Origin of the sequence: Streptomyces venezuelae, from assembly GCF_008642295.1 — a bacterium.
Lineage (GTDB): Bacteria > Actinomycetota > Actinomycetes > Streptomycetales > Streptomycetaceae > Streptomyces > Streptomyces venezuelae_C.
Genome location: NZ_CP029190.1, coordinates 2,130,787 through 2,143,758 on the forward strand (window position 1 = coordinate 2,130,787; position 12,972 = coordinate 2,143,758).

General features: G+C 73.6%; 8 protein-coding genes. 2 read left to right on the forward strand and 6 right to left on the reverse strand.

Translation table 11 applies throughout. The features are described from left to right. Positions 1-99: 99 nt before the first annotated feature. From DEJ50_RS09190 to DEJ50_RS09205, 4 genes are all read right to left on the reverse strand, one after another. Positions 100-2,061 carry an acyl-CoA dehydrogenase family protein gene (locus DEJ50_RS09190; protein WP_150207080.1) on the reverse strand — a complete coding sequence of 654 codons (1,962 nt, stop codon included), beginning with the start codon at positions 2,059-2,061 and terminating at the stop codon, positions 100-102. A gap of 274 nt (positions 2,062-2,335) precedes the next feature. Then, positions 2,336-3,781 carry an aldehyde dehydrogenase family protein gene (locus tag DEJ50_RS09195; protein ID WP_150207081.1) on the reverse strand — a complete coding sequence of 482 codons (1,446 nt, stop codon included), beginning with the start codon at positions 3,779-3,781 and terminating at the stop codon, positions 2,336-2,338. A 170-nt stretch (positions 3,782-3,951) separates the two neighbouring features. After that, on the reverse strand, positions 3,952-5,535 hold the full coding sequence (locus tag DEJ50_RS09200) for a PucR family transcriptional regulator (protein ID WP_150212014.1): 1,584 nt from the start codon (positions 5,533-5,535) through the stop codon (positions 3,952-3,954). A 215-nt stretch (positions 5,536-5,750) separates the two neighbouring features. Further along, complete coding sequence (locus tag DEJ50_RS09205; RefSeq protein ID WP_150207082.1) at positions 5,751-7,970, reverse strand: ATP-binding protein; 2,220 nt, start codon at positions 7,968-7,970, stop codon at positions 5,751-5,753. Positions 7,971-8,195: 225 nt separating this feature from the next. On the opposite strand from DEJ50_RS09205, the gene gabT reads away from it, so the two are divergent. Together gabT and DEJ50_RS09215 are read left to right on the forward strand one after the other, a co-directional pair. Beyond that, a complete protein-coding gene (gene gabT / locus DEJ50_RS09210) occupies positions 8,196-9,530 on the forward strand; it encodes a 4-aminobutyrate--2-oxoglutarate transaminase (RefSeq protein ID WP_150207083.1) in 1,335 nt (444 codons plus the stop codon). Positions 9,531-9,945: 415 nt separating this feature from the next. After that, on the forward strand, positions 9,946-10,479 hold the full coding sequence (locus DEJ50_RS09215) for a phosphatase PAP2 family protein (RefSeq protein ID WP_317852529.1): 534 nt from the start codon (positions 9,946-9,948) through the stop codon (positions 10,477-10,479). Here the strand turns inward: DEJ50_RS09215 and DEJ50_RS09220 are convergent. Both DEJ50_RS09220 and DEJ50_RS09225 read right to left on the reverse strand, forming a co-directional pair. Then, the gene (locus DEJ50_RS09220; RefSeq protein ID WP_411757590.1) at positions 10,436-12,262 is read right to left on the reverse strand and encodes a chitinase; all 1,827 of its coding nucleotides are present in this window, start codon (positions 12,260-12,262) and stop codon (positions 10,436-10,438) included. The two genes, DEJ50_RS09215 and DEJ50_RS09220, sit on opposite strands and share 44 nt — an antisense overlap. A gap of 121 nt (positions 12,263-12,383) precedes the next feature. Next, a complete protein-coding gene (locus DEJ50_RS09225; RefSeq protein WP_150207085.1) occupies positions 12,384-12,842 on the reverse strand; it encodes a hypothetical protein in 459 nt (152 codons plus the stop codon). Positions 12,843-12,972: the final 130 nt, after the last annotated feature.

The window sequence follows — 12,972 nt, forward strand, 5'->3', positions numbered from 1 at the left end:
GGCACGGAGTCCCCCCTCCGTGCCGTGACCGGGTCAGGTGTGCGGCGCCAGGGCAGCGCCGTGGCGCCGCACACCGGGCGGGCCGACGGCCGGTGCGGGTCAGCGGATGGGCCGGTGCACGTTCTTCTGTGCGGAGGGGCCGGGGGTGGCGTCCGCGATCCAGGGGCCGTCGCCGGAGGGGTCGAGGACGCCTTCCTCCAGCCAGGTGTAGGTGCCGGAGAGGACCCCGGCGACCACCTTGTGGTCGAGGTCGTCGGTGTTGGACCACAGCCGGCCGAACAGCTCCTCGACGCGCAGCCGGGACTGCCGGCAGAAGGCGTCGGCCAGCTGGTAGGCCTCGCGGCCGTGGTCCCCGGAGGCCCGCAGGTGCTCGGCCCGGACACAGGCCGCGCTCATGGCGAACAGTTCGGCGCCGATGTCGACGATCCGGCCCAGGAAGCCCTGTTTGGTCTCCATCCGGCCCTGCCAGCGGGACATGGCGTAGAACGTCGAGCGGGCCAGTTTGCGGGCGGTGCGGTCGACATAGCGCAGGTGGACGGCGAGGTCGGTGTGGCCGCGCGGGTGGAACTCCCGGAAGGTGCCGGGAACGTGGCCGGGGCCGGCGGCCAGCTTGGGCAGCCAGCGGGCGTAGAACCCGGCGGCCCGCGCCCCCGCCCTCGCCTTGTCGCCGAGGTCCTTCTCCGGGTCGATGAGATCGCCGGCCACCGACAGGTGGGCGTCGACGGCCTCCCGGGCGATCAGCAGGTGCATGATCTCGGTGGAGCCCTCGAAGATCCGGTTGATCCGGAGGTCGCGCAGCAGCTGCTCGGCGGGGACGGCCCGCTCGCCGCGGGCGGCCAGGGATTCGGCGGTCTCGAAGCCGCGTCCGCCGCGGATCTGGACCAGTTCGTCGGCCATCAGGCAGGCCATCTCGGAGCCGTACAGCTTGGCCAGGGCGGCCTCGATGCGGATGTCGTTGCGGTCCTCGTCGGCCATCTGGGAGGCGAGGTCCACGACGGCTTCGAGGGCGAAGGTGGTGGCGGCGATGAAGGCGATCTTGGAGCCGACGGCCTCGTGGCGGGCCACCGGCCGGCCCCACTGTTCCCGCACCCCCGACCATTCACGGGCGATCTTCAGGCACCATTTGCCGGCGCCGACGCACATGGCGGGGAGCGAGAGCCGGCCGGTGTTGAGGGTGGTCAGGGCGATCTTGAGGCCGGCGCCCTCGGGGCCGATCCGGTTGCCGGCGGGCACCCTGACCCGGTGGAAGCGGGTGACGCCGTTCTCCAGGCCGCGCAGGCCCATGAAGGCGTTGCGGTGCTCCACGGTGATACCGGGCGAGTCGGCCTCGACGACGAAGGCGGTGATCCCGCCGCGGTGGCCCTCGCTCTTGGGCACCCGGGCCATCACCACGAGCAGGTCCGCGACCACCCCGTTGGTGGTCCACAGCTTCACCCCGTCCAGGATGTACGCGTCCTCGCCGTCGGGGACGGCGGTGGTGGCGAGGCGGGCCGGGTCGGAGCCCACATCGGGTTCGGTGAGCAGGAAGGCGCTGATGTCGGTGGTGGCCAGGCGGGGCAGGAAGGCGTCCTTCTGCTCCTGGGTGCCGAAGATCTTCAGCGGTTGGGGGACGCCGATGGACTGGTGGGCGGAGAGCAGGGCGCCGATGGCCGGGCTGACCGAGCCGACCAGGGCGAGCGCCTTGTTGTAGTAGACCTGGGTGAGGCCCAGTCCCCCGTACTTGGGGTCGATCTTCATGCCGAGCGCGCCGAGCTCCTTGAGGCCGCGGACGGTCTCGTCGGGGATGCGGGCCTCGCGTTCGATGCGCGGGCCGTCGATCTCGGTCTCGCAGAACTCCCGGAGCCGGGCCAGGAAGGCCTCGCCGCGGCGGACGTCCTCGTCGGCGGGGAGCGGATGGGGGTGGATCAGGTCGAGCCGGAACCTGCCGAGGAAGAGTTCCTTGGCAAAGCTGGGTTTGCGCCAGTCGGCCTCGCGGGCCGCTTCGGCGACCTGCCGCGCCTCGCGCTCGGTCACTTTGGGCTGCGTGGGCCGGATCGGCTGTGCGGGCTGTGTTGCGGACATGAGGGGGCTCACCTCGCCGCTGGGTAGGGGGTGCTACCGGTGGGTGCTACCTGTCAGTCGTACCCAATCCGGCCCGCCCGGAAAAGCCGGGGCGGTCCGTGCGGGTGGTACCGGCTCAGAACAGGCAACCGGGTCCGCTGACGGGACGGAAGCAGGAGTTGACCCCGCCGTCTCCGTCATGGGTGTTGGTCCCGGTGCCGCCGCCCCGGAAAAAGGGGACGGCCGGAGCCCCCGCACAGTGGGCTCCGGCCGTCGGCTTTTGGGCCGTACGAGATCAGATGTCGAGGCCGGTCAGGACCAGGACCCGCTCGTACGTGTAGTCGTCCATCGCGTAGCGGACACCCTCGCGGCCCACACCGGACTGCTTGACGCCGCCGTACGGCATCTGGTCGGCACGGTAGGACGGGGCGTCACCGATGATCACGCCGCCGACCTCGAGCTCGCGGTGGGCGCGGAACGCGGTCTGGACGTTGCGGGTGAAGACGCCGGTCTGCAGGCCGAACTTCGAGTCGTTGACCTTGGCGAAGGCCTCGTCGGTGCCGTCCACCCGGTGCAGGGTGAGGACCGGTCCGAAGACCTCCTCGCAGGCGAGGGTGACGCCGTCGGGGATCTCGGCGAGCACGGTCGGCTCGTACGAGGCGCCCTCGCGCTTGCCGCCGGTGAGCAGCTTGGCGCCGGCGGTCACGGCCTCGTCCACCCAGGACTCGACGCGCTTGGCGGCGTCCTCGGAGACCAGCGGGCCGACGTCGGTGGCGTCGTCCGCGGGGTCGCCGGTGACCTGGGCCTGGACCTTGGCGACGACCTTCTCGACCAGGCGGTCGTAGACGGAGGCGTCGGCGATCACGCGCTGCACGGAGATGCAGGACTGGCCGGCCTGGTAGTTGGAGAAGGTCGCGATGCGGGTGGCGGCCCAGTCGAGGTCGGCCTCGGAGGACCAGTCGTCCAGGACCACGGCGGCGGCGTTGCCGCCGAGCTCCAGGGTGCAGTGCTTGTGGGGCACCGACTGCTGGATGGCGTAGCCGACCGTGTCGGAGCCGGTGAAGGAGATGACGGGCAGGCGGTCGTCCTTGACCAGAGCCGGCATCTTGTCGTTGGCGACGGGCAGCACGGACCAGGAGCCGGCCGGCAGGTCGGTCTCGGCCAGCAGCTCGCCCAGGATCAGACCGGAGAGCGGGGTGGCCGGGGCCGGCTTCAGGATGATGGGGGCGCCGACGGCGATGGCCGGGGCGACCTTGTGGGCGCACAGGTTCAGCGGGAAGTTGAACGGGGCGATGCCGAGGACCGGGCCCTTGACGAAGCGGCGGGTCAGGGCGAGCCGGCCGACGCCGCCGGCGTCGGTGTCGAGGCGCTGGGCCTCTCCGCCGTTGAAGCGGCGGGCCTCTTCGGCGGCGAAGCGGAATACGGACACCGCACGGCCGACCTCACCGCGGGCCCACTTGATGGGCTTGCCGTTCTCGGCGGAGATCAGCTGGGCGATCTCCTCGGTGCGCTCGGTGAGCCGCTTGGACACGTGGTCCAGGGCGGCGGCCCGGACGTGGGCGGGGGTCGCGGAGAACTCGGCCGTCACGGCGTACGCCGCGGCCACCGCCTCTTCGACCTGGGCATCGGTGGGCACGCTGACGGTGCCGACCAGACGGCCGTCCCACGGGTTGTGGACGTCGAAGCTGTCCTCGCCGGTGGCCTGGCGGCCGGCGAGCCAGAAGGCGTGGGTGGAAGTCATGGCGAATCCCGGCCCTTCGGTGTGTGCGGTGTGTGCGGTGTCTGCCGGGCGTGCTGCGCTGCCCGTCCCCCTCACGGTAGGGGGCCGGGCCGATTTGGGCGCTTGTCCGCGGTGGAGCACCTCGCGGCGTGGCTTCGCCGCTTTGTCACTGTCGCCGGGGCCGGACCGGACTACGCCGGCGGGGTGGTGCTGGCCTTGAGGGCGAGCCAGAGCTCCATCCGGACGTCCGGGTCGTCGAGGGAGCGGCCGAGGATCTCCTCGACCCGCCGCATCCGGTAGCGCAGGGTGTGCCGGTGGACGCCGAGGTCGGCCGCGGCGGCGTCCCACTGGCCGTGCCGGGACAGCCAGGCCTGAAGGGAGGCCACCAGGTCGCCGCGCCCGGTGGCGTCGTGCTCCCGGAGGGCCCGGAGGGTGCCGTCCGCGAAGGCCCGTACCGCCTCGTCGGCGAGCAGCGGGAGGACCGAGCCGGCCGCCAGGTCTTCGTGCTCGACCAGGGGGCGTCCGCGCCGGCGGGCCACGGCGAGGGCCTGGTCGGCCTGTTTGAAGGCGGCGGCGGCCCCGGGAGGCCCGGCCGGTGCGGACAGGCCGACCACCAGTTCGTCGGGTTCCGGCCCGGCGGCGTCCCGGCCGCGCCGGGATTCGAGGGCCTCGGCGTGCTCGGCCACGGCCTGGACCGCCGCGCCGCCGTCCGCGGCGAGGATCACCAGCCGGCCCGGCTCCGGGACCAGCAGCAGCGCCTCCGCGGTGCGGGCCGCTGCGGCCTCCACCGTGTCCGCGAGCAGGGCGAGTCCTTCGGGCTGGGCGGTGCCGGCCAGGGCGGGTTCGGCGATGACCATGCGGAAGGGGGCCTGGAGGAGGCTGCCGTACAGGTCTCCGGCCACCGATTCCGCGTGCTCGGGCTGTCCGGCCAGCAGCATCCGCAGGATGGCCGAACCCAGCCGGGTCTCGGCGTCGTGGAGGGAGCGGGAGCGTTCGGTGGTCAGGGTGAGCAGGGCCACCGCGGAGTGCACGGCGTACCGTTCGGCGGTGCCGAGCGGGGCTCCGGTGCCCACCGCCAGGGCGCCGCGGGCCCGCCGCCCGGTGCCCAGGGACTGGAGCTCGACCCGGTCCTCCGAGCCGCCGACCACGGCGCTGGCGGGGGCGGGGCGCTCCCGCAGCCGTTCCACGTCGGCGGTGAGCCGGGCGGCCCGGCGGGCGGCCCAGTCCGGGGCGGCGGCGACGACCGCGCCGGAGGAGTCGTACAGCGCCGCCCAGCCGTGGACGTGCGCGGCGAGCTTGGCCAGGAGTTCGGCGGGCCCGTCGGCGGAGAGTGCGGCCCGGGTGAGTTCGCGCTGGGCTTCGAAGCCGGCGGTGACGGCCCGGTACTGGTCGGCGGCGAGGGCGGCGGAGACGGCCTTGCTGATGGCGAGGAAGGGGGTGCGCCGGGGGACCTCCAGCAGCGGCAGGTCCTCGGCGCGGGCGGCCTCGACGAGGGCCTCGGGGATCGCCTCGTAGTTGACGCCGACGGCGAAGCCGATGCCGACGACCCCGGCCGCGGCGAGCCGCCGTACGTACCGGCGCATCTCCTCCGGGTCCTCCGCGTCCAGCTTCATCGCGGTGATCAGGAGGAGCTCCCCGCCCTCCATATAGGGGACGGGGTCGGCGAGCTCGCTGACATGGGCCCAGCGCACCGGGGTGTCGAGGCGGCTCTCCCCCGCGCGGACGCTGAGCTTGAGCGCCGAGTGCTGGACGAGCGAGGCGAGGGTGAGCGGCATCGGCGGCTGGCGGCTTTCGCGGAGGGGGCGGTGGGGGCAGTGCGGCCGGTGGGGCCGGTGGGACCGGCCGGGCTGGGCAGCGGCCGGCGGGGCGGCATCGGGGATTTTCGCCACGGCGTATGAACGCCTCAGCTCGATTCTGCCACCCCGTACGGGTTCACTCAGCCGCGAGCCGGCCCCGGCCCCGGCCTCGGCCCGAGCCCTTCCCGGCCGCCTCAGCCGTCCAGCCGGACCAGGAGCGGGGTCGTACGCTCCCCGCGGACCGAGGTCAGCGAGAGCACCGCGTGCCCGGGCGGCACGGCGTGCGCCAGGTCGGAGGCGGACCAGCGGGCCCGCTCCACCTGCCGGACGGTCACCGCGTCGGTGGTCACGGCCTTGCCGGTGACCAGCTTGCGGAAGGCGTGGATGGCGCGGGTGAGCGGCTGGTCGGCGAAGACGGTACGGCTGGTCACGTCCCGGGCCTCGACCCACTCGGTGCCCCAGGCCTCGGCGAACCGCTGCCCGTCCCAGGTCGTGACCCCGGAGAAGGCCATCCGGCAGCCGACCGCGCCGAGCAGCGGGGTGCGCAGTTCCTCCGGCACCTCGTCCATGGTGCGCAGGGCCAGCAGTACGCCCGCGTTGGCGGAGCGCAGCCGCTGGATGCCGCGCACGGTCTGCGGCGTGAGGGTGTGCGCGGCGTCGTCGAGGACGAGGCAGGCGAACAGGGACCGGTCGGTACGGGCGGCGGCACCGGCGCTGAACTGCGCCAGCAGCAGCCGGGCCAGCATCCGGGAGGCGTCGGCGTGCCCGCGTTCGGGCAGGTCGATGCGGACCCGGAGGGGGTGTTCGAGGGAGCGCAGGGAGAAGGGCCGGCCCTGTTGTCCGGTGGTGTCGAAGAACCCGGCGAAGGCGGGCCGGTCCAGGAGGGCGATCCGGTCGGCGAGGGCGGGGCCGGGGTCGCCGTGGGATCCGCTCTGCCGCTCGCGGGCGTCGAGCTCGCGGAGCATGGAGTGCTGCCCGGCCGCCTCCAGCTCCCGGCGGACCCCGTCCAGGGCGGCCGGGACCCGGTCGAGGAGCTCGCGGAGCTCGGGGACGCCGGGGAAGCGGCCGTGGGCGGTCCGGAACGGGCCGAGCAGCTGGGCGAGGGCGGTCGCGGCCCGGCGTACGTCCACCCCGGGCACGTCCCCGGCCAGGGCTTCGGCGAGCAGGCCCGCGGCCTCGTCGGGGTCGGTGGCGCCGCCGTACAGGTCGAGGTCGTAGGCGGTGGCCGGGTCGCCGATCCGGATGACCACGTCGTACGCCGCGTCGGGGCCGAGCTGGGTCCCGGCGGCGCCGACCGCGACGACGGCGGCCTGGCCGGCGAGCGCCTGGAGGGCGAGGGACTCCACGACCGGACGGACCAGCCGGCCGGTCTTGCCGCCGCCGGAGGGGCCCACGGCCAGCAGGGAGGTGCCGAGCACGGCGGGGTCGAGGGCGAGTCCGGTGCCGCGGCGCGGGTAGGGGTTGCGTTCGCCGTCCGCCACCGTGCCGATCCTGACCTGGCGGGCGAGCAGGTCGTGCCGGGCGGCGCGGACCGGCAGGTCGCGGGCTCCCGAGGGGTGGGTGCAGGCGCCGGCGCCCTTGTCCCGTACGGCATCGGCGAAGGCGGCCCGGCGGCCCGGGTCCGCCAGGACGGTCTGCCAGGCCCGCCGGATCCGCGCGGCGTCCACGTCGTTCATCCGCCCGGCCCCGCCCTCGGCCCGCAGCCGCTCGGCCGCCTCCCCCAGCCCGGCCCCCCGCAACTCGGGCCACCCGGCGGGATCCTCGTCCCCCCCGGGCACGGGCCCGGGGGGCGGTTCGGCGAGCCCGGCGGCGGCCCGGCGGGCGGCCGGGCCGCTCAGCATGCGCCGGACCAGCTCGGGCCAGCGGCCGAGCCGCCCGAATCCGATGGCCAGGCCCGCGAGGACCATGGCGTACCAGATGTACGAGGCGACCACCGAGGGCAGCCGGCCGGCCCAGGAGTCGGGGGTGAACATGTAGAGGGGCCAGAGCCAGAACCCGCCGAGATAGCCGTTCCACAGCAGGGACCACAGCAGGAGTCCGGCCAGCAGGGCGATCAGGGCCCCGCTGACCAGCTGGCGGGTGGGGGTGGTCTCGGGTTCCTCGTCGGCCCGCGGGACGTGTCCGTACGCCCAGACGCCCGGGCCGCCGGAGCGGCGCGGGGTGCGCAGCCAGTCGGCGAACGCGGAACCGCCGGAGGAGGGCGCGCCGGCCGGGGGGCCGACGGGGGCCGGACCGGGTGCGTGAGCCGGACCGGGTGCGTGAACCGGACCGGCTGCGGTGTGGGCGCCGGGTGCGGGATGGGCGCCGGGCGCGTGCGCGGGCCTCGGCGGGACCGCCGGCCGCGGAATCCCGTTCCCGATCCCGTTCGTGCGCGCCACCGCGTCCTGCGTGCCGTGCGTGCCGTCCGTGTCCATGAACCCCTGCCCCCTGCCAGTTCCGGTGCTGCGCCGCTCAATCTAGTGCCCGCCCGCGGCCCTGCTGCCGTATCCGGGCCCGGTCCACAAGACACTCCGTATGGCCGTCGCGGACAAGGACACGCGGGCACCACTACCGAACGGAGCATGCCGTGGCCCCGCCGCCGGGCCTAGCCTGCGGACAAAGACACAAGTGCGTCCGAAAACACCCCCCAGGAGCCCCCTATGACCGCTGTCCCGCAGGAGCGCAAGCTCGTCACCGCGATCCCCGGCCCCAAGTCGCAGGAACTGCAGGCCCGCCGCCTGGAGACGGTGGCCGGTGGCGTGGGCTCCGTACTGCCCGTCTTCACCGCGCGCGCGGGCGGCGGCATCATCGAGGACGTCGACGGCAACCGTCTGATCGACTTCGGTTCCGGTATCGCCGTGACCTCGGTCGGCGCCTCCGCCGAGGCCGTCGTGCGCCGCGCCTCCGCGCAGCTCGCGGACTTCACCCACACCTGTTTCATGGTCACGCCGTACGAGGGCTACGTCGAGGTCTGCGAGGCGCTCGCCGAGCTGACCCCCGGTGACCACGCCAAGAAGTCCGCGCTGTTCAACTCCGGCGCCGAGGCCGTCGAGAACGCCGTCAAGATCGCCCGTTCGTACACCAAGCGTCAGGCCGTCGTCGTATTCGACCACGGCTACCACGGCCGTACCAACCTGACGATGGCGCTGACCTCGAAGAACATGCCGTACAAGAACGGCTTCGGCCCGTTCGCCCCCGAGGTCTACCGCGTCCCGGTCGCCTACGGCTACCGCTGGCCCACCGGTGCCGAGAACTGCGGCCCCGAGGCCGCCGCCCAGGCGATCGACCAGATCACCAAGCAGATCGGCGCCGACAACGTCGCCGCGATCATCATCGAGCCGGTGCTCGGCGAGGGTGGCTTCATCGAGCCGGCCAAGGGCTTCCTGCCGGCCATCGTGAAGTTCGCCAACGACAACGGCATCGTGTTCGTGGCCGATGAGATCCAGTCCGGCTTCTGCCGCACCGGCCAGTGGTTCGCGTGTGAGGACGAGGGCATCGTCCCGGACCTGATCACCACCGCCAAGGGCATCGCGGGCGGTCTGCCGCTCGCCGCCGTGACCGGCCGCGCCGAGATCATGGACGCCGCGCACGCGGGCGGCCTGGGCGGCACCTACGGCGGTAACCCGGTGGCCTGCGCCGGTGCGCTGGGTTCCATCGAGACCATGAAGGAGCTCGACCTCAACGCCGCGGCGAAGAAGATCGAGTCCGTCATGAAGACCCGCCTTGCGGCCATGCAGGAGAAGTACGAGATCATCGGCGACATCCGCGGGCGCGGCGCCATGATCGCGATCGAGCTGGTCAAGGACCCGGTCTCCAAGACCCCGTTCCCGGAGGCGGCCGGCGCACTCGCCAGGGCCTGCCACGCCGAGGGCCTGCTCGTCCTCACCTGTGGCACCTACGGCAACGTGCTGCGCTTCCTGCCGCCGATCGTCATCGGCGAGGACCTGCTGAACGAGGGTCTGGACATCATCGAGTCCGCTTTCGCGGGCATCTGAGCGAACGTCCGAACACGGTGCTCGATCGATACCAGCGGTAACGGGCGGGCGCTGTGAAGAAGGTGTGGGGGGCCGATGGCGGGAGCGCGTTCCCGCTGTCGGTCCCCTTTCCGCTGCCGTACGGTTTCTGCAGATGAGTGAGACACCCCGCCCGCGGGAAACCGCGGGCGACCCCGGTACCGGGCTTCCCCAGCGCCGTACTGGGCCTGCGTTCGCGCACATCACTCCTCGCCGATCGGACGACCGCCCGCCCCAAACCCCCCGGGGCGCGCGCCGGTCCGGTCCGGGCGGCCGTCTCGGAACCATCCCCCCTGTTCCGGGACGGCCGGCCATCTTCCCGGCCGTCTCATCGGCCGCCTTCCCGGTCGTCGCTTGCGTTCTCGCGCTGTTCGGGCTGGCCCTGATCACCTGGCAGGTGCTGGCCGGCGGCCCCCTGCTCGCACCGGACGAGCGGCTGAGCCGGGCCCTGGTGCGCTCGGTCCCCGATCCCGTCACCGAATCGCTGGCGGACCTGGGGAACATCCCCGTCGCCGTGCCGGTGCTGCTGCTCGCGATGGCGTACGCGTTCCGGCGCGGCCTGCGGCGCGCGGCGCTGGCCGCCGGCGCGGCCATGGTCCTGGTACCGGCCCTGGTCGTCCCGCTGAAGGAGTGGACCGCCCGGCCGGGCCCGCTGGAGCCGTGGGCGGCCGGCTACTTCCCCTCGGGCCACACGGCCACCGCGATGGTCGCCTACGGCTCCGCGGCCCTGCTGCTCTCCCCGTTCACCCGCCGCCCGTGGCCGGCGGCCGTCGCCCTGGTGCTGACGGGGGCGACGGCCGCCGGGCTGATCCTGCGCGGCTTCCACTGGCCGCTGGACGTGCTGGCCAGCGTGCTGCTGTGCGGGCCGCTGCTGTGGGGCGTGGCCGTCAGCCGGCTGCGTCCGCGAAGTATCCGTCGAAGTTCCGGCTGAACTCCCAGGAGCCGAACCGGTCCCAGTTGACCGACCAGGTCATCAGGCCGCGGAGGGCCGGCCAGGTGCCGTGGGTGGTGTACGTGCCGCAGTTCTGCTTCTTGGTCAGGCAGTCCAGAGCCTTGTTCACCTCCGCGGGCGGAGTGTGGCCGTTGCCCGCGTTCGTCGTGGCCGGCAGGCCGATGGCCACCTGCTCGGGGCGCAGCGCGGGGAAGACGCGATCGGGGTTGCCGGCCACCGGGAAGCCGGTGAGCAGCATGTCGGTCATGGCGATGTGGAAGTCGGCGCCGCCCATGGAGTGGTACTGGTTGTCGAGGCCCATGATCGGGCCGGAGTTGTAGTCCTGGACGTGGAGCAGGGTGAGGTCCGCGCGCAGCGCGTGGATGACCGGCAGGTAGGCGCCGGCCCGCGGGTCCTGGCCGCCCCAGGGGCCGGAGCCGTAGAACTGGTAGCCGAGCTGGACGAAGAACGTCTCCGGGGCCATGGTCAGCACGAAGTCCGGGCCGTACCTGGCCTTCAGGGTCTTCAGTGCGGAGATCAGGTTGACGACCACCGGGGTGGTCGGGTTGCGGAAGTCGGTGTCGCCGGCGGCCAGCGAGAGGGAGTGGCCCTCGAAGTCGATGTCCAGGCCGTCCAGGCCGTACTCGTCGATGATCTTCGAGACGGAGGAGACGAAGGTGTCGCGGGCGGCGGTGGTGCCCAGCTGGACCTGGCCGTTCTGGCCGCCGATGGAGATCAGCACCTTCTTGCCGGCCGCCTGCTTGGCCTTGATGGCGGCCTTGAACTCCGCCGGGGTCTCGACGCCCGGGCATTCGGCCGCCGGGCAGAGGGAGAAGCGGATGTCCCCGGAGGTCACCGAGGTCGGCTCGCCGAAGGCCAGGTTGATGACGTCCCAGGAGGCGGGTACGTCGGCCATCCGGAGGTAGCCGGAGCCGTTGGCGAAGCTCGCGTGCAGGTAGCCGACCAGGGCGTGGGCGGGCAGGTCCGGACCGGGGCCGGGGCCGCTCGTGGTGGTGGCGGAGACGGTCGCGCTCCGGGGGGACTCGCCGGCCGCGTTGACGGCACTGACCTGGAAGGCGTACGTGGTGGCGGGTGCGAGCCCGGTGATGGTGGCGGAGGGGGCGGTGACGGACAGGGGTTCGGCGCCGGCCCGGTGGACCCGGTAGCCGGTGGCGCCCGCGGTGGCCGTCCAGGAGAGGTTCACCGAGCCGGCGGTGGCGCCCGATGCGGTCAGGCCGGTGGGGGCGGCCGGGGGCTGGGGCTGGCCGGGGCCGCCCGGGTCGGGGCCGACGAGGGTGAGGTCGTCGGTGAAGTGGGCCGGCTGGCCGTACCAGCCGTGGGTGTAGACGCTCACCGAGGTGGTCGTGGGGCCGGTGCGGAAGGTGGTGGTCAGCTGCTTCCAGGCGCCCGGGGACTGGGTCCAGGTGGACACGTCGGTGGTACCGGTGCCGGCCGCCCCGAGGTAGACGTACGCGCCCTGCACCCAGGCGGTGAGGGTGTACGCGGAGTCGGGTGTGACGGTGACGGTCTGGGCGCAGCGGGCGTGGTCCTGGCCGGCCGGGGTGGCCTTGAGGGCCGAGGTTCCGCTGTGGGCGGGGGTGCTGACGGTGGTTCCGCTCGCACCCGAGCAGGTCCAGTCGGTGAGGCCGGACTCGAATCCGCCGTTGCGGACGAGGTCGGCGTCGGCCGCGGTGGCCGAGGGGCCGGCGGCGAACAAGCCGGCCGCCGCGAGTGCGGCGGCCGTCAGGAGGGACAGGGCTCTGCGGGACGGGATTCTGCGCACGAGTTCCTCCGGAGCACGGGGGGAGGGAGGCGTCTGACGGCGCAGCACAACATGGTCCAGACCAATGCCCCTGTCAAGACCTCTCGTCGCCCTGGATCTGCGGCTGTCGCTGCGTCTGCGTCTACGTCTGCGTCTGCGTCGCGACGGTTGCCGCCGCCTCGTGCATGGCCAGTTCCAGCACCGCCGGGTCGGTGAGCGTCCCCCGCCCGTCGGGGACCACCAGCCAGCGGACCCCGCCGGAGGCCCGGCCGGGGTACGGGACCACGATCCAGCTGCCGCGCCCGGCCCCCCGTACGCCCGTGCCCAGCCAGCGCGATGCCGTGCCCGGGGGCACGAAGAAGCCCAGCCGGGAGTGCCCGAAGTCGGAGAGCACCGGGCCGGGCCGGTCCAGGAGCCGGGTCAGGACCTCGAGGGTCTCCCGGCCCAGCTCCCCGGGGAGGATGAGCACGTCCCAGTGCCGGCCGGCGGGCAGCAGCGTCACCCCGAGCGGGTTGCGCTCCCAGTCCCACCGGCAGGTGCCGGGATCGGCCGCCGCCGAAACCAGCCAGTCCACTGCCGTCTTGATCTCCGAGCCCTGCATCGCCCGGCCTCCGTTTCCCCGTGGGCGGATGTGTCCACCCGGAGAGAGCGGGGCCGGGCCGGGGTATGACGCGGGTCCGGCCACCCCGTGGTGGTGAATCGGGTCACGGGGTGACCGAGGGCGTGCGCCG